Annotated in this window: 17 protein-coding genes; 6 read left to right on the top strand and 11 right to left on the bottom strand. The window is 58.3% G+C overall.

Annotation, left to right across the window (positions count from 1 at the left end; translation table 11 throughout):
• Positions 1-94: 94 nt before the first annotated feature.
• The 3 genes from hda to ACA055_RS08165 form a co-directional block, all read right to left on the bottom strand.
• Positions 95-799, bottom strand: coding sequence for a DnaA regulatory inactivator Hda (gene hda, locus ACA055_RS08175; protein WP_008033543.1), 705 nt, complete (start codon positions 797-799; stop codon positions 95-97).
• Positions 800-1,029: 230 nt separating this feature from the next.
• Entirely contained in the window at positions 1,030-2,103 is a 1,074-nt protein-coding gene (locus tag ACA055_RS08170; protein WP_497683165.1) for an AI-2E family transporter, read from the bottom strand.
• A gap of 35 nt (positions 2,104-2,138) precedes the next feature.
• Positions 2,139-3,200: a DUF2066 domain-containing protein gene (locus ACA055_RS08165; RefSeq protein WP_497683164.1), complete on the bottom strand. Its 1,062-nt coding sequence runs from the start codon at positions 3,198-3,200 to the stop codon at positions 2,139-2,141.
• Between the two features lie 383 nt (positions 3,201-3,583).
• On the opposite strand from ACA055_RS08165, the gene purM reads away from it, so the two are divergent.
• From purM to ACA055_RS08150, 3 genes are read left to right on the top strand one after another with little or no spacing between them, the layout of a single operon-like run.
• Positions 3,584-4,642: a phosphoribosylformylglycinamidine cyclo-ligase gene (gene purM / locus ACA055_RS08160; protein ID WP_133836547.1), complete on the top strand. Its 1,059-nt coding sequence runs from the start codon at positions 3,584-3,586 to the stop codon at positions 4,640-4,642.
• Positions 4,642-5,292, top strand: coding sequence for a phosphoribosylglycinamide formyltransferase (gene purN / locus ACA055_RS08155; protein ID WP_497683163.1), 651 nt, complete (start codon positions 4,642-4,644; stop codon positions 5,290-5,292). Before purM ends, purN begins: the two co-directional genes overlap by 1 nt.
• 8 nt (positions 5,293-5,300) lie before the next feature.
• Positions 5,301-6,014, top strand: coding sequence for a DUF3108 domain-containing protein (locus tag ACA055_RS08150; RefSeq protein WP_497683162.1), 714 nt, complete (start codon positions 5,301-5,303; stop codon positions 6,012-6,014).
• A 78-nt stretch (positions 6,015-6,092) separates the two neighbouring features.
• On the opposite strand, the gene ACA055_RS08145 is transcribed toward ACA055_RS08150, so the two are convergent.
• A complete protein-coding gene (locus tag ACA055_RS08145; protein ID WP_497683161.1) occupies positions 6,093-7,103 on the bottom strand; it encodes an amidohydrolase family protein in 1,011 nt (336 codons plus the stop codon).
• A 151-nt stretch (positions 7,104-7,254) separates the two neighbouring features.
• Between ACA055_RS08145 and ACA055_RS08140 the strand changes: the two genes are divergently transcribed.
• Positions 7,255-7,671, top strand: coding sequence for an OsmC family protein (locus tag ACA055_RS08140; RefSeq protein ID WP_497683160.1), 417 nt, complete (start codon positions 7,255-7,257; stop codon positions 7,669-7,671).
• Between the two features lie 62 nt (positions 7,672-7,733).
• The gene (locus ACA055_RS08135; RefSeq protein ID WP_497683159.1) at positions 7,734-8,594 is read left to right on the top strand and encodes a pirin family protein; all 861 of its coding nucleotides are present in this window, start codon (positions 7,734-7,736) and stop codon (positions 8,592-8,594) included.
• Positions 8,595-8,729: 135 nt separating this feature from the next.
• On the opposite strand, the gene ACA055_RS08130 is transcribed toward ACA055_RS08135, so the two are convergent.
• The 4 genes from ACA055_RS08130 to ACA055_RS08115 form a co-directional block, all read right to left on the bottom strand.
• Entirely contained in the window at positions 8,730-9,458 is a 729-nt protein-coding gene (locus ACA055_RS08130) for a dienelactone hydrolase family protein (protein WP_497683158.1), read from the bottom strand.
• 67 nt (positions 9,459-9,525) lie between these two features.
• Positions 9,526-11,430 (bottom strand): molecular chaperone HtpG, encoded by a 1,905-nt coding sequence (gene htpG / locus ACA055_RS08125; RefSeq protein ID WP_497683157.1) that lies wholly within the window; start codon positions 11,428-11,430, stop codon positions 9,526-9,528.
• Between the two features lie 81 nt (positions 11,431-11,511).
• On the bottom strand, positions 11,512-11,964 hold the full coding sequence (locus tag ACA055_RS08120) for a PaaI family thioesterase (protein WP_497683156.1): 453 nt from the start codon (positions 11,962-11,964) through the stop codon (positions 11,512-11,514).
• Positions 11,961-12,437 (bottom strand): PaaI family thioesterase, encoded by a 477-nt coding sequence (locus ACA055_RS08115; protein ID WP_497683155.1) that lies wholly within the window; start codon positions 12,435-12,437, stop codon positions 11,961-11,963. Before ACA055_RS08115 ends, ACA055_RS08120 begins: the two co-directional genes overlap by 4 nt.
• A gap of 158 nt (positions 12,438-12,595) precedes the next feature.
• Between ACA055_RS08115 and ACA055_RS08110 the strand changes: the two genes are divergently transcribed.
• Positions 12,596-12,841 (top strand): hypothetical protein, encoded by a 246-nt coding sequence (locus tag ACA055_RS08110; RefSeq protein WP_497683154.1) that lies wholly within the window; start codon positions 12,596-12,598, stop codon positions 12,839-12,841.
• A gap of 80 nt (positions 12,842-12,921) precedes the next feature.
• Here the strand turns inward: ACA055_RS08110 and ACA055_RS08105 are convergent, their stop codons facing one another.
• The 3 genes from ACA055_RS08105 to brnQ all read right to left on the bottom strand — a co-directional run bounded on the left by ACA055_RS08105 (position 12,922) and on the right by brnQ (position 15,648).
• Positions 12,922-13,323 carry an MAPEG family protein gene (locus ACA055_RS08105; RefSeq protein ID WP_497683153.1) on the bottom strand — a complete coding sequence of 134 codons (402 nt, stop codon included), beginning with the start codon at positions 13,321-13,323 and terminating at the stop codon, positions 12,922-12,924.
• Positions 13,323-14,060, bottom strand: a complete 738-nt coding sequence (locus tag ACA055_RS08100; RefSeq protein WP_497683152.1) for a DUF599 domain-containing protein — start codon at positions 14,058-14,060, stop codon at positions 13,323-13,325. The genes ACA055_RS08105 and ACA055_RS08100 overlap by 1 nt, the downstream gene beginning before the upstream one ends.
• Before the next feature lie 274 nt (positions 14,061-14,334).
• Entirely contained in the window at positions 14,335-15,648 is a 1,314-nt protein-coding gene (gene brnQ / locus ACA055_RS08095; RefSeq protein ID WP_497683151.1) for a branched-chain amino acid transport system II carrier protein, read from the bottom strand.
• Positions 15,649-15,817 lie beyond the last annotated feature (169 nt).

Here is a 15,817-nt window from a genome sequence, read left to right as displayed (position 1 = left end):
AGCCCGTTTTAGACGTTCGCGCAGCCTGCAACCTTGTAGGAAAGTGGATTTTCTTACGCCCGAAATATGCCGAAAGCCGCAAGGAATAGGGACTTTACCAGCCCAACGTTTCCTTAAGGAAAGGGATTGTCAGCTTGCGCTGAGCTTGAAGGGAGGCCTGATCGAGACGTTCAAGCAGCTCGAAAAGCGCACTCATGCTGCGAGTACCGCGAGTCAGAATAAAATGCCCGACTTCGTCGGTCAGGTGCAGGCCACGACGGGAAGCGCGCAGTTGCAAGGCACGCAATTTGTCTTCGTCGGAAAGCGGACGCATCTGAAAGATCAGCGCGAGGGTCAGGCGGGATTTGAGGTCCGCCAGCTTGACTGGCAGTTCACGCGGTGAGGTCGAAGCGGCAATCAGCAGGCGCCGACCGCTATCACGCAGACGATTGAACAGATGAAATAACGCCTCTTCCCAATCCGCCCGCCCGGCAACTGCCTGCAAATCATCCAGGCAGACCAGTTCGTATTGTTCGAGGTTGTCGAGAATTTCGATGCCGCGATCCAGCAGCTCGGCCAACGGCAGATAAACCGCCGGCTCCCCCAGCTGTTCGAAGCGCAGGCAAGCCGCCTGCAACAAGTGCGTACGCCCTACCCCGTCCTTGCCCCAGAGATAAATCAGGCTTTCGGTCCAGCCGGCGTCGGCTTCGCATAGCCGCTCGACATAGCCGAGTGCAGCGGCATTGGCGCCTGGGTAGTAATTGATAAAGGTAGCGTCATCACGCAGACGCACACCTAGGGGCAGCTGAATCGGTTTCATGCTGACTGAACAGTTCCAAAGGAACCGTTAGTGGCCTCTGTGTAAAGTTTGCGAAGTTTATACCCGTGAAGCGGGTCGCACAATGCGACAGACCACAAGCAAAATCAAAGGTTTGCGTTAACGCACTGGTTTTGTGACAGTTTCTTTGGCGCCATCGCTGATGGTCGTGCGAACGAGACGGGTCAACCTGACCCTGAACCAGGTCGCCCGCTACGCGCCCTCAGCGAACCTTACAGCTCAGGTTCGTCGACACCGCTGTACATACCAGAATCCTTATATAAATCATGCACATGGCGCACCAGCACCATGATCACCGCTGCCACCGGCAACGCGAGCAGCACGCCAGTAAAACCGAACAGCTCGCCACCGGCCAAGATCGCGAAGATCACGGCCACCGGGTGCAGACCGATCCGATCCCCCACTAACAACGGCGTCAGCACCATGCCTTCCAGTGCCTGGCCGATCATGAACACTGCAACGATGCCGATCATGGGATACAGATCACCACCGAACTGAAACAGACCGGCAATCAACGCCGCGCCAATCCCGATCACGAATCCCATGTACGGCACGATCGCGGCCAGCCCGGCAATCAGACCGATCAACAGCCCCAACTCCAGCCCCACCAGCATCAAGCCCGCCGCGTAAATCACGCCCAGCGCCACCATCACCAGCAACTGACCGCGCACAAATGCCCCCAACACTTCATGGCACTCACCGGCCAGGGTCACGACGCGCTCTTCGCGATCACGGGGCAGCAGGCTGCGGATCTTGGCCATCATCAGGTCCCAGTCCCGCAGTAGGTAGAAACTCACTACCGGAATCAGCACCAGATTGGCCAGTAAACCGATCAACGCCAGCCCGGAAGCTGTCGCCTGACTCAGCACCACGCCGACGATGTCAGTGGTCTGGCCCATGTGTTCGCTGATTGCCGCCTTGAGCTTGTCGAATTTCCAGAAACCATCCGACAGCCCGAATTTCGATTGCGCCCACGGCAGTGCGCTGTGCTGCAACCAGTCGAGCATCTGCGGCGTCAGCTCGTACAAGCGAAACAATTGCTTGGCGAGCATAGGCACCAACACCAGCAGCAATGTTGTGAAGATCAAGGTGAACAGCGCAAACACCGCCACCACGCCCCAGGTCCGTGACAGGCCGGCCTTCTCCAGCCGATCCACCAGCGGATCAAACAGATAGGCCAGCAGCAACGCCACCAGGAAGGGTGTGAGGATCGGATGCAACAGCCAGACAAACACGCAGAGCAGAACCACCCCACCCAACCAGAACCAACGCCGCGTATCGGCCATGTACCGCTCCTGCTTCTATATAAGGAAAGAAAAACTTACCAACGAAAACGTAACTGTGGCGTCGGTTTCGGCGTGGGCGCGACCGCAGGCACCGAACCGTCAGCGGCAGGCTGAACAGGCGTCGCGGGGGCTGACGCCTGATCGGCAGGAACCTCCTGCAACCTGGCCAGCGACAATTGCGCCTTCAACTGCTCGACGCTGCCATTGACCCGATAGAGAATCCGGTCGCCGTCGACGCTTTGCAGACGCCCGCCAAAGGGCTCCAGCAAACGCCCAAGCGCCGCATAGCGCTCCAGGTTCATGCCTTGCACTTCGAGCAATTGCTCGCTCGAAGCACCTGGCTTGACGACAAACCGCGGCGCCAGACGCTCACTGACCGCCAGCATCACCGCATCGGCCACGGCGGCCTGATCCGCGCCCTGCACGCTGCCCGCCTCCTTCTGATCGCCCAACCACAAGCGCCACTTGGCTTGCCATTGGCCGCCCTCTTCAGCGGCATGCACCGCCAGCAGGGCATCGGCGTTGTAGCGCTCCGACGCACCACGCAACGGCGCCGGGTCCGCGCCCTCCAGATTCGGCGCGGTGGCGACGATCTGCTCATTCAGATCGGCCAGCGGCAGACGCAACGGCAGACCCCGGTGTTGCGCCGCGCGGCGCAGAGGCGCAGCGCTGGCCTGGCCATCGCCTACCAGACTCGAACCTTCGGCGGAGTCGTTCAACCACCAGCTGAGGATCGACGGCCGATTCGCGCCCCACAGAGAGAGCCCGGCACGGCGCAATGCCTGTTCGGTGCTCGCCGGATCGAAATCGACTTTTAGTACTTCCGGCGGACCGGCCTCAAACCCGTACTGACTGATGATCTGCTGCGGGTCCTTGCGGATCGCCGCCAGCCCAGGACTTTGCGCCGACTTGGGGTCGCCGGTCAGGCGCAATACCAGCGTATCCAGCGCTTGCTGGGTCGCTTGATCGCGCACCTCCGGGGATTGCCCGCTGACAGGCTGACGCACCTGGTACAAATTTTTGACGGTTTCGGCATGACTCGCCAGGCTGAACAATGACAAACAGCCCATAAATAAACATTTAGAAAGAAAACGCATGGAGGATTCCTGACGACAAGAGCGGCTGGAACAGACCGCATGAAGACAATCGAGCAAGGCTGTGACCATCGCCCGGCGTAAAACATTCACACGTTCTGGGTAGTTTTTCGCACTGTCATAACGATAGACGGTTACTAGCGATACCTTTATACAGCCATGTGGGAGGCTACCAACACGAGCAATAAAGGTTTTTTTGAGCCGATATGCCCCTGCTGTCGGCCTGAGGATGGCCGCTGCCCTTCAAGCCTGATAAAATCGCGCGCCTTCGCAGACCGGCAACAGCCGGGCTCCCTGAAACATGCGCTCGGCAATTGCCCTCGCCTGTTCAAGTGGTCCCACTGAACTCGGTCGTTACCCCTGAATCCCCCCTAAAGGCCTGGATCATGAGCAAGCAACCCTCCCTGAGCTACAAGGACGCCGGTGTAGACATCGACGCCGGTGAAGCATTGGTCGAACGCATCAAGAGCGTCGCCAAGCGCACTGCGCGCCCGGAAGTCATGGGCGGCCTGGGCGGTTTTGGCGCCCTCTGCGAAATCCCGGCCGGCTACAAGCAGCCAGTGCTGGTTTCCGGTACTGACGGCGTCGGCACCAAGCTGCGCCTGGCGCTGAACCTGAACAAGCACGACAGCATCGGCATCGACCTGGTTGCCATGTGCGTGAATGACCTGGTGGTTTGCGGCGCCGAGCCGCTGTTCTTCCTCGACTACTACGCCACCGGTAAACTGAACGTCGAAACCGCGACCCAGGTCGTGACCGGCATCGGCGCAGGCTGCGAACTGTCCGGCTGCTCCCTGGTCGGCGGCGAAACCGCTGAAATGCCTGGCATGTACGAAGGCGAAGATTACGACCTGGCCGGCTTCTGCGTCGGCGTCGTGGAAAAATCCGAAATCATCGACGGTTCGAAAGTTGCTGCCGGCGATGCCCTGCTCGCCCTGCCGTCTTCCGGCCCGCACTCCAACGGCTACTCGCTGATCCGCAAGATCATCGAAGTGTCCGGCGCAGACATCGAAAACATCCAGCTCGACGGCAAGCCGCTGACCGACCTGCTGATGGCTCCGACCCGCATCTACGTGAAGCCGCTGCTCAAGCTGATCAAGGACACCGGCGCCGTCAAGGCCATGGCCCACATCACCGGTGGCGGCCTGCTGGACAACATCCCGCGCGTTCTGCCAAAAGGCGCCCAAGCGGTGGTTGACGTTGCGAGCTGGACCCGTCCTGCCGTGTTCGACTGGCTGCAAGAAAAAGGCAATGTCGACGAAAACGAAATGCACCGTGTGCTGAACTGCGGCGTGGGCATGGTTATCTGCGTGGCTCAAGAGCACGTTGAAACCGCGCTGAACGTCCTGCGTGAAGCTGGCGAGCAGCCTTGGGTCATCGGTCAGATCTCCACCGCTGCCGAAGGCGCGGCTCAGGTTGAACTGAAGAACCTCAAGGCTCATTGATGTCCCAGACCTGTGATGTGGTGGTGCTGTTGTCCGGCACCGGCAGTAACTTGCAGGCCTTGATCGACAGCACGCGGACCGGCGACAGCCCGGCCCGTGTTGCTGCGGTGATTTCCAACCGCGCCGACGCCTACGGCCTGCAACGCGCCAGGGACGCGGGTATCGACACCCGCTCCCTGGATCACAAGGCTTTCGAAGGCCGCGAAGCCTTCGATGCCGCGCTGATCGAACTGATCGACGCCTTCAATCCAAAACTCGTGGTACTGGCCGGTTTCATGCGCATTCTGAGCGCTGACTTCGTGCGCCACTACGCGGGTCGCCTGCTCAATATCCATCCCTCGCTGCTGCCCAAATACAAAGGGTTACACACTCATCAGCGCGCGCTGGATGCCGGAGACACTGAACACGGCTGCTCCGTGCACTTCGTCACCGAGGAACTCGATGGCGGACCACTGGTCGTACAGGCAGTAATACCGGTAGAGTTGGGTGATTCGCCGCAGAGTCTGGCGCAGCGAGTCCACACCCAGGAACACCTGATCTACCCGATGGCTGTGCGCTGGTTTGCCGAAGGCCGTTTATCACTCGGCGAGCAAGGTGCTTTACTGGATGGGAAGTTACTCGCGGCCAGCGGCCACTTGATTCGAACCTAGGAGATTTTATGCGTCGCGCCCTGCTCTTCGCTTGCGCTCTGCTCGCCCTGCCCTTTGCGCAGGCTGCAGAACTTCAACCTTTCTCCGCCAGCTACACCGCCGACTGGAAGCAGCTGCCCATGAGCGGCACCGCTGAACGAAGCCTGACCAAGCAAGCCAACGGCGTCTGGAAGCTCAGCTTCAAGGCGTCGATGATGATTGCCAGCCTGACCGAAGAAAGCACCCTGACCCTGGACAAAGACACTTTGCTGCCGCAGTCCTACCACTTCGAACGTGGCGGCCTGGGCAAAGCCAAGAAAGCCGACCTGGACTTCGACTGGACCAACAAGCTGGTCACCGGCACCGATCGCGGCGACCCGGTCAAGATCCCGCTCAACCGCGGCATGGTCGACAAATCCACTTATCAGCTGGCTCTGCAACACGACGTGGCCGCCGGCAAAAAAAGCATGAGCTATCAGGTTGTCGATGATGGCGAAGTCGATACCTATGACTTCCGCGTGCTGGGCTCGGAAAAAGTCGACACCAAGGCTGGCCAGATCGATGCGATCAAGGTCGAGCGCGTGCGCGACCCGACACAAAGCAAACGCATCACCGTGCTGTGGTTCGCCAAGGACTGGGATTACCTGCTGGTCCGTCTGCAACAGGTTGAAACCGACGGCAAGGAGTACAACATCATGCTCCTCGACGGTACGGTCAACGGCAAGGCTGTCAAAGGCAGCTGATCCGGACCGACATGAAAAAGCCCCGCAATGCGGGGCTTTTTTTCGTCTGGCGGAACAGAACCTGCGCAATTTTTGTGGTCACCTTGAGACAGTGCGCGGCAAGATCGCCAGGAAATTATCCCGCGCGACTTTCCGGGCAACATCCTCAGGCAAGGCATCGAGAAACGGGTCGAAGCTGCGCATTTCCTTACCGAGCTTGTTGAAACGTCCCACCACATCGGACCCGAGCATGAAGCGATCCGGGAAGCGCTCCACCAGCTTCACCCACTCATCCCGAGGCTTGCCCTGCTCATCCAACAGGTAAGGCGTCAGCATGCTCCAGGACAGGTCGACGAACAGATTGGGGTAGGCTTCCAGCATTCGCGTCAGGGTCGGCAACAAAAAATCGAGCCGGGTCTGGTGCCGATGAATCTCTGCACTGGTGCCGGCATGAGCCCAGATGAAGCGTGTATGGGGATGATTACGCAGCGGCTCTTCGACTTCCGACAGATACAGCGGATTTTTCTCACGCTTGGAGGTGATGTTGGAGTGCAGCATCACCGGCAAGTCGTTCTCGGCCGCGAGGTGATAGATCCGCGTCATGGCCTCGTTGTTGGCCCGCGGCGTGTCGCCCGAAGTCAGGGCGGTCAGGTCATCATGGCGAGTGAAGACTTCGCCAATGCCCTGCCACAGGCCCGGATTGAGGTCGAGCATGCGCTGGATATGCGCCACGGAGTTTTTGTCGTTGGGGTTGAAGCCTGACAGGAACGGGTGAAAGTACTGACGCTGTTCGGGAGTGAGTGTGTTCACGGCACCGGCGACGATGACGTCTGTCGCGCTGAACCAGTAGGCATCGGCGTCATCACCCGCGTAATAGCGCGGGCGCTTGGGTTCGTCTTCGTGCCATTTCTTGGCCACCGGAATGCCGGAAATCATCACATGCTCGATGCGATTGTCCGCCATGGCCTGGAGCAGCTTCGGCATGCCCGCCGTTTCCTGGAAAAAATCCACATAATGCAGATGCGCGTCGCTGTAGGCGTACTCGCGGGCGTTGGCGCAAGCACTGGACAACACCAACAGCCAAGCGAGGCTCAAGCGATTCAAAGGCACGGGCAATCTCCAACGGGTAGGAACAGCGTAGACCCCTGCCAGCGGTCCAGGGTTCACCGGATAAGAAAGTGGAACGCGTAACAGTAGGAATGCTCTATAACTTCAAGGTCTTTTTTGATCGACCGACTTTCCACTGCCTGCGAGGTTTCCCATGACTGTCACCGTCAATACCGTCTCCGCCGAAGGTTTTCGCCACACCGTACAGATCGACGAGCACGAACTGTTCGCCGATGTACCCAAAGATGTCGGCGGCGAAGGCACTGCGCCGGAGCCCCACGATTACTTCGACGCCGCCCTCGGTGCCTGCAAGGCGCTGACGCTGAAGATGTATGCAAGGAAGAAAGACATTCCGCTGACCGGTGTCACGGTCGAGGTCAAACGCGACAACAGTGAAGAGCAAAAAGGTAAATATGCACTCCACGTCAAACTGACGCTCAAGGGTGTGCTCACCGACGACCAGCGTGACGAGCTTCACCGGGTGGCCGATCGTTGCCCGGTCCACAAGTTGATGACCAGCACTGAAATCAGCATCGAAACCCATCTGTCTGAAGGTGCGTTCAGCCAATAGCGGCAAGGGCTGCGCAAGCGGGTTATGCTCGACCGCATCACCCGCTCAGTCTGGAATGCACCATGAACACTCCGCTCGTGATTCGTCCCCGCGCCGAAGATGTCGAAGGCCAGCCGATTCTTCGCCCGTTGCCGTCGGCCAAATGCCGCAGCGTCGGACCTTTCGTATTTTTTGACCACATGCTCGAAACCCGCTATCCGGAGGGTAAAGGCATGAACATCCGACAGCATCCGCACATCGGCCTGTCCACCCTCACCTACCTGTTCCAGGGGCAGATCCAGCACAAGGACAGCCTCGGTTCCGATCAACTGGTGGATGCCGGTGATGTGAGCTGGATGACGGCAGGCAGCGCGATTGCTCACGTCGAACGCACACCTGAGGCGTTGAAGGCCAGCGGCTTCACGATGCACGGCTTGCAGATCTGGCTAGCCTCACCGAAAGATAAAGAGCAGGGCCCGGGATATTACAGCCATCACCCGGCCGCCACATTGCCAGTCAGCGAAAACCTTGGGGTGAAGATCCGGATGATCGCAGGGTCAGGCTTTTGCCTGGAATCACCGGTGCCGGTGCTTTCTCCTACGCTTTATGCCGAATTGCACCTGCAAACAGCGACGACGCTGCTGATTCCCACCGAGCATGAAGAACGTGCGTTGTACGTACTGGACGGCGAGGTGCAACTGGAGGGGGAGCTGATAGAGCCGCATTCGCTGGTGGTGTTGCCGGCCGGGGAAGAAATGACTTTGTACGCCGAGAGCGACAGTCATGCCGTGCTGTTTGGTGGTGCGCCACTGGACGGGCCGCGACGGATCAACTGGAACTTCGTGGCCAGCGATCCCGCGGCGATCGATGAAGCGCGCCGGCGCTGGGCAGCCGGGGATTGGCCGACGGTGCCAGGGGAAAGTGAGCGGATCGAACTACCCTAAGATCTTCGGTATCAGTTCCACCGCTTTCGCGAGCAAGCCCGCTCCCACAGGAGAATGCATTCCATTGTGGGAGCGGGTTTGCTCGCGAAGAGGCCGGCACTATCACAGAAAGTGCCAGGCCAAAAAAAACAGTAATCAGCCCTTAAACACTTCATCCAGCAAGTTATGCATCGACGTAAACGCCCGAGCAGCGATTTTCGCGTCATACATCATCATGCCCGGCACATTGGCATGCGGATCGGTGAACGAATGCACCGCGCCACCGTAGCTCAGCAGTTGCCAATCCACGCCCGCCGCATTCATTTCAGTTTCAAATGCCGGCAATTGTTCTTTCGGAACCAATGGATCGGACGCACCGTGCAGCACCAGCACCGAGCCTTTGATATTCCTGGCATCAGCAGGATTCGGTGAATCCAGAGTCCCGTGAAACGAAACCGCCGCTTTCACGGATGCACCCGTACGCGCCAGATCCAGCGCGCAGCAACCGCCGAAGCAGAAACCGAACGTCGCCAGTTTCGACGTATCGACCGCTGCTTCGCCCTGGCTTTGCAGCTGTTCGAACGCCGCTTGCATGCGCTTGCGCAGCAACGGACGGTCATGCTTGAGCGGCATCATCGCCGCGCCTGCCTCGTCGCCATTCTGCGGACGAACCGATTGGCCATAGATGTCCGCAATCAGCACCACATAACCCTTGGAGGCCACCGACTTGGCGATCTCCTCGGCACCGGCGCTCACGCCCATCCAGTTCGGCGCCATCAACAGTCCTGGACGCGCGCCTTGATGGTCGGGATCGAAGGCCAGGCGGCTTTCATACGACTGGCCATCAATCTGATAAGCGACGGAACGAACAGTGATTTGGCTCATGACTAACTCCCAGTAAAAGACACCAGAATGAAAAAAACCCGCCGAAGCGGGTTTTTGTACAACGCAGTTAAACCGACAGTTCAACCAACAGCTTGTTGAGGCGGCGCACATACGCGGCCGGGTCTTTCAAGCTGTCGCCGGCCGCCAAGGCCGCCTGATCGAAGAGGATGTGCGACAGGTCGCCGAAGCGCTCGTCGCTCTGCTCGTTGTCGAGTTTCTCGATCAGCGGGTGAGCCGGGTTGAATTCGAAGATCGGCTTCGAATCCGGAACCTTCTGACCGCTGGCTTCCAGGATCTGACGCATCTGCATGCCCAGGTCCTGCTCGCCGATGGCCAGAATCGCCGGAGAGTCGGTCAGACGGTGGGAAACCCGCACTTCAGCGACGGAATCGCCCAGTGCAGTTTTCAGGCGCTCAACCAGACCCTCTTTGGACTTGGCGACTTCTTCCGCGGCCTTCTTGTCCTCTTCCGAGTCCAGGTTGCCCAGGTCCAGGTCACCGCGCGCCACGTCGACAAAGCTCTTGCCGTCGAAATCGCTCAAGTAGCTCATCAGCCACTCGTCGATGCGGTCGGTCAGCAGCAGCACTTCGATGCCTTTCTTGCGGAAGACTTCTAGGTGCGGGCTGTTTTTGACTTGCGCGTAGGTTTCGCCGGTCAGGTAGTAGATCTTGTCCTGACCTTCTTTGGCGCGAGCCAGGTATTCGGCAAGGGCAACCACTTGCTCGCCTTCTTCGCCCTGAGTGGAGGCGAAACGCAGCAGGCCAGCGATTTTCTCTTTGTTGGCGAAATCTTCTGCCGGGCCTTCTTTCATGACCTGGCCGAAGTTTTTCCAGAAGCTTTTGTATTGCTCTGGTTCGTTCTTCGCCAGTTTTTCCAGCATGTCCAGAACGCGCTTGGTCAGCGCCGACTTCATGGAGTCGATGATCGGGTCTTTCTGCAGGATCTCCCGCGACACGTTCAACGACAGGTCGTTGGAATCGACCACGCCTTTGATGAAGCGCAGGTACAGCGGCAGGAACGACTCGGCTTGGTCCATGACAAATACGCGCTGCACGTACAGCTTCAGGCCTTTCGGCGCTTCACGCTGGTACAGATCGAACGGAGCACGGGCCGGCACGTAAAGCAGCGAGCTGTATTCGAGCTTGCCTTCGACCTTGTTGTGGCTCCAGCTCAGCGGGTTCTCGAAATCGTGAGCGACGTGTTTGTAGAACTCCTGGTATTCCTCGTCCTTGATTTCGGTACGCGGACGGGTCCACAGGGCGCTGGCGCGGTTGACGGTTTCCCATTCAACGGCCGGTTGCTCTTCGCCTTCAACGGCTGCCACTTCTTTCGGCAATTCGATCGGCAAAGCAATGTGGTCGGAGTACTTCTTGATGATATTGCGCAGACGCCAGCCATCGGCGAATTCGTCTTCACCAGATTTCAGGTGCAGGACGATACGGGTGCCGCGCTCGGCTTTATCAACGGTGGCAACTTCAAAATCGCCTTCACCCTTGGACGACCAGTGCACACCTTCGCTGGCAGCAGCACCGGCACGACGGCTGAACACGTCGACTTTATCGGCAACGATGAATGCAGAGTAGAAACCCACACCGAACTGACCGATCAGGTGCGAGTCTTTTTTCTGATCGCCGGAGAGATGTTTCATGAAGTCGGCAGTGCCGGATTTGGCGATGGTACCCAGGTGGGTGATCGCATCTTCACGACTCATGCCAATGCCGTTGTCTTCGAGGGTGACGGTTTTAGCGTCCTTGTCGAAGCTCACACGGATTTTCAGTTCGGCGCCACCTTCCAGCAAATCAGGCTTGGACAGGGCTTCAAAACGTAATTTATCGACAGCGTCAGAGGCGTTCGAGATCAATTCGCGAAGGAAAATTTCCTTGTTGGAATACAGCGAATGGATCATGAGGTGCAGCAGTTGCTTCACCTCGGTCTGGAAGCCCAGGGTTTCCTTTTGAGTTTCCACACTCATGGTCATCAAACTCCAATCAGATGGCATAAGCCGCGACCTTGAGGGTCGGCGGCGGGTTGTCATCAAAGTTGGGGGCTGAGTTCAGGATTTCAAGGGCTCTTCGATTTTGAAATGGCCCCGGGCCGTGGCAATGGGTTCGGCTTCGGTGGTTTGCCAGGCCGTAATGGCCACATTGGCGACCCGTCGCCCCTGACGGCAAACCTGGCATCTGGCCCAGGTGTCGCGAAACTGCCCCGCGCGCAGGTAATCGAGGGAGAAATCGATAATCTTCGGCACTCCCGGCGAACCGGTAAAAATCAGCAGGTGCAGCGCTGCGGACAGCTCCATGAACCCGGCAATCACCCCGCCATGGATCGCCGGCAATAAAGGGTTACCAATGTTGTCCTTGTTGGCCGGCAGCCGGAACAACAGTTCATCCCCCACCCGAGAACACTCGACACCAATCAGCTTGGCGTAGGGAATCAGGTGCAGCAGCGAGGCGTAGTCTCCCTGCTCATGGGCCTGTTGAAGTTGTTCCTTGAAGAGGTCGGTCATTTCGTACCTCCGGCGATCGCACCACCAAAGCCTTTGGTGCCTTTGATGCCCTTGCCCATGCGCATGAAAGTGCCCACCACATGGGCGATGGGTTGGTCAGGGTCGTCCTGATAGGCAAAGCCGCGCGCGAAGATCACATCGGTGGTGACGCGGTAGCACTGGGCGAAACCGTAGACATCTTTATGAGGCTCGGCGGCGTGCATGTAGTCGATGCGTAGATCCAGAGTCGGACAGACTTCGAATTCAGGTAAAACGCAGAGGGTCGACATGCCGCAGGCCGTGTCCATCAGCGAGGTCAGGGCACCGCCGTGGATCACGCCGGTTTGCGGGTTGCCAACGATTTGTGGGCTGTACGGCAGAATCACCGTCAGGCCTTCGCTGCTGGCGCTGTGAACCCGCAAGCCAAGTACCTGACAATGTCGCAGCGCGGATAGAAAGCGCGTCGCACGCTCAAAAACGGGGTTTTCGGCCATTTGATAAATACTCTTGTTAGAGTCCAGACAAAGTATCGGGCGAAAGGGCAAAAGTTCCGCCGTAAAACAAACTTATATATCTGAGCGAATTGAGGAACTTAACGCTGCGGGCTGTGCTCGAAAGGCCAGTAGATATTTTCCATAAGGAGAAACACCCCATGCGTAAGACTTTAGCTATTGCCTTGATGTTGACCGCTTCCCTCGGTCTCGCTGCTTGCGATAAAAAATCCGAGGACAAAGCTCAAGATGCTAACCAACATGCTGAGCAAGCTCAGCAGGACATGAACAAAGCTCAGGATAAAGTGAACGACGCGGCGAAAGAAAACGCTGAAGCTGCCAAAGCTCAGGCTGAATCGAACGAAGCAGCCGCAAAAGAAGCCGCTCCAGAAGCACCTAAAAACTAAAACAGTTTTTAGCGTGATAAAAGAAAACCCGCCAAGTGCGGGTTTTCTTTTGTCTACGACTTTTGGTTACACGGCATGCGTTACAGCAAAATCGTTCTAAAAGTCGGACTAATCATCAGCAACAGCGAACAAACTAGACCGATGAACCACACCAGACTGCGCTGCCAGGCCAAATCTGCCCAGTAGCACAACAAGTAAAGAATCCGCGTAATCACAAAGATAATGGCCAGTGAGTCGATCAGCCATCCTGCCGTCTGCGTGGTGTGCGCCATCAACACCCCTACCGCAAACACTATGAATGCTTCGAAGCAGTTCTGATGGGCCGCCAGCGCTCGGGCGCCGAAACCTGTGAGTTGCGCCTGTTGCTGGCGTGGCAGGTGATTGTCGTAACCACCCTGCTCGTTCATGGCCTTGGCCAACGGAATCTTTGCCACGTAAATCAACAGCGCACTGATAAACACACACCAGAACGGAATACTCATCAAGCAGCCTCTTTGTTCGCGTCAGGCAATGGCGCCTCTGTAGGGGTATAGACCATTACGTCGAGAACATCGGAGTGAAATTCCCGCCGATACAACACCAGCACTACGCCGGCACTCATCAACATGAACAACCAGGGGCTGACAAACCAGGCCAGCATGGTCATGCCGAAGTAGTAAGCGCGCAGGCCAAAGTTGAACTGGTTCGCGGCCATCGAGATAACACGGGCCGCACGGGCCGCAAACGCCTTACGCTCCTGTTCGGACACATGGCGCTCACCGACCATCGGCGCCGAGCCCACCAGAATCGCCGCGAAGTTGTACTGCCGCATGCACCAACTGAAGGTGAAGAACGCATAGACAAACACTAAGGCCAGGCACAATAACTTGATCTCCGACATGCCTTGGGATGCCTGTTGCACCATCGGAATATCCGCCAGCAACGACACCGCCCTTTCGGAAGCACCCAGTACCGTGAGGATACCGGCCAGGATGATCAGCGTACTGGAGGCGAAGAACGAGGCATTCCGTTCCAGGTTACCGATCACGCTGGCGTCTGCGATACGGTTGTCCCGCAGCAGCATGCGGCGCATCCAGTCTTCGCGATACAGGTGCAGGACACTGGCCAGGCACGCGGTATCGCGGCCCTTCCACGTCGCGTAACGGGTATAGCCGCCCCAGCAGATGACAAACCAGACTGCGGCGAGAATGTGAATCAGGTTGGCGTGGATGAACGACATGCAGGTCCTTGTGATGTGAGAACGGTATACCGAAACCCTGTGGGAGCGGGCTTGCTCGCGAAGCCGGCTGATCATTCAACATTGATGTCGCCTGACACTCCGTTTTCGCGAGCAAGCCCGCTCCTACATCAGATCTTCGCAGTGCTTCGACGTTAGCTCACAAAAAAAGACACCGCATCACGCCCATAAAAAATGCCCCGTATCGATTGATACGGGGCATTTCCATTTTTTAGAGCGCTGCTTGAGGCCCGCTTGTGGCGGGCCTTGAGGCGGCTTAAGCCAGCGCTTCGGCCCGCTTGCCCAGCAGACGATCACAGACCACGGCGACCACCAGGGTCATGACCGATGGCACCAGCCATGCCAGGCCTTGCTCGCTCAACGGCAGGTGAGTCAGTTGCGTCGGCATCCAGTCCGCCAGGCCCGCGCCCTTGAGCGCGTCGATCAGACCGAAGATGAACGACACCAGCATCACCGGACCGACTATGCGGCCCTGCTCGTGCCAGAAGTCCTTGCAGAAGCTCAGGGCTACCAGGGCGATGCACGGCGGGTAGATCGCGGTCAGTACCGGAATCGAGAACGCAATCAGCTTGGTGAGGCCCAGATTGGACACCAGCAGGGAGAACGCGGCGAGGATGATGACCAACGTCTTGTAGGACAGTGGCAGCACACGGCTGAAGTACTCAGCGCAGGCGCAGGTCAGACCGACCGCAGTCACCAGACAGGCCAGCGAGATCAGTACCGCAAGGAATCCGCTGCCCAACGAACCAAAGGTGTGTTGAACGTAAGCATGCAACACCACCGCGCCATTGGTAGCACCAGCGGCCACTTCATGGCTGCCCGAACCGAGGCGGAACAGGCTGACGTACACCAGCGCCAGGCCCACGCCGGCAATCAGGCCGGCAATGATCGCGTAGCGGGTGATCAGCACCGGTGACTCGACACCGCGGGAGCGGATGGCGTTGACGATAACGATGCCGAATACCAGCGCGCCCAGGGTATCCATGGTCAGGTAACCATTGATAAAGCCTTGGGAGAACGGTGCCGCCACATACTCAGGCGTGGCCACGCCGATATCACCGGCCGGCAAAGCGAATGCAGCAATGCCGAGCACGGCCAGGGCGATGATCTTCAGCGGAGCGAGGAAACGTCCTACGGTATCCAGCAAACGGCCCGGATAAAGCGAGATGAAAAACACCAGCAGGAAGTACACCGAGCTGTAGAGGAACAGCGCCAGCGGGCTCTCGCCGGTCAGCGGTGCCAGGCCGACTTCGAACGATACGGTCGCGGTACGCGGCGTCGCAAACAGCGGGCCGACCGCGAGGTAGCATGCGGCCGCCAGCAGGCCACCAGCAACTTTGCCGATCGGGCTGCTCAAGGCATCCATTGCGCCGCCAACCTTGGCCAGGGCTACAACGGTGATCACCGGCAGGCCGACCGCGGTGATCAGAAAGCCCAGCGCCGCCATCCAGACATGAGGCCCGGACTGCAAACCGACGATAGGCGGGAAGATGATGTTGCCAGCCCCGACAAACAGGGCAAATGTCATAAAACCAAGTGCCAGGATGTCCTGGCCTTTCAACACTTTCATTAAGGAAATACCACACTACTGAATCGGAATTTAGAGAGGGATTTCCCTTATGGGTGAGGGAAATGCTGTCGGTCTGCATAGGACTGACCCGTTTAGCGCGTAGCGGCCTTGTGGGCTGCGGACGCAAAAATGGCGGCTAGCCTAACGAATTTGGCTGACAAACGCACTG

It is taken from the genome of Pseudomonas sp. LBUM1657, assembly GCF_059716075.1.
Note: the sequence above shows the minus strand (reverse complement) of the source record. Positions and strands in the feature narration are given on the sequence as shown.

Coding starts and splice junctions, on each gene's coding strand:
- hda (WP_008033543.1), bottom strand. CDS start 799: ATGAAACCGATTCAGCTGCCCCTAGGTGTGCGTCTGCGTGATGACGCT.
- ACA055_RS08170 (WP_497683165.1), bottom strand. CDS start 2,103: ATGGCCGATACGCGGCGTTGGTTCTGGTTGGGTGGGGTGGTTCTGCTC.
- ACA055_RS08165 (WP_497683164.1), bottom strand. CDS start 3,200: ATGCGTTTTCTTTCTAAATGTTTATTTATGGGCTGTTTGTCATTGTTC.
- purM (WP_133836547.1), top strand. CDS start 3,584: ATGAGCAAGCAACCCTCCCTGAGCTACAAGGACGCCGGTGTAGACATC.
- purN (WP_497683163.1), top strand. CDS start 4,642: ATGTCCCAGACCTGTGATGTGGTGGTGCTGTTGTCCGGCACCGGCAGT.
- ACA055_RS08150 (WP_497683162.1), top strand. CDS start 5,301: ATGCGTCGCGCCCTGCTCTTCGCTTGCGCTCTGCTCGCCCTGCCCTTT.
- ACA055_RS08140 (WP_497683160.1), top strand. CDS start 7,255: ATGACTGTCACCGTCAATACCGTCTCCGCCGAAGGTTTTCGCCACACC.
- ACA055_RS08135 (WP_497683159.1), top strand. CDS start 7,734: ATGAACACTCCGCTCGTGATTCGTCCCCGCGCCGAAGATGTCGAAGGC.
- ACA055_RS08130 (WP_497683158.1), bottom strand. CDS start 9,458: ATGAGCCAAATCACTGTTCGTTCCGTCGCTTATCAGATTGATGGCCAG.
- htpG (WP_497683157.1), bottom strand. CDS start 11,430: ATGAGTGTGGAAACTCAAAAGGAAACCCTGGGCTTCCAGACCGAGGTG.
- ACA055_RS08120 (WP_497683156.1), bottom strand. CDS start 11,964: ATGACCGACCTCTTCAAGGAACAACTTCAACAGGCCCATGAGCAGGGA.
- ACA055_RS08115 (WP_497683155.1), bottom strand. CDS start 12,437: ATGGCCGAAAACCCCGTTTTTGAGCGTGCGACGCGCTTTCTATCCGCG.
- ACA055_RS08110 (WP_497683154.1), top strand. CDS start 12,596: ATGCGTAAGACTTTAGCTATTGCCTTGATGTTGACCGCTTCCCTCGGT.
- ACA055_RS08105 (WP_497683153.1), bottom strand. CDS start 13,323: ATGAGTATTCCGTTCTGGTGTGTGTTTATCAGTGCGCTGTTGATTTAC.
- ACA055_RS08100 (WP_497683152.1), bottom strand. CDS start 14,060: ATGTCGTTCATCCACGCCAACCTGATTCACATTCTCGCCGCAGTCTGG.
- brnQ (WP_497683151.1), bottom strand. CDS start 15,648: ATGAAAGTGTTGAAAGGCCAGGACATCCTGGCACTTGGTTTTATGACA.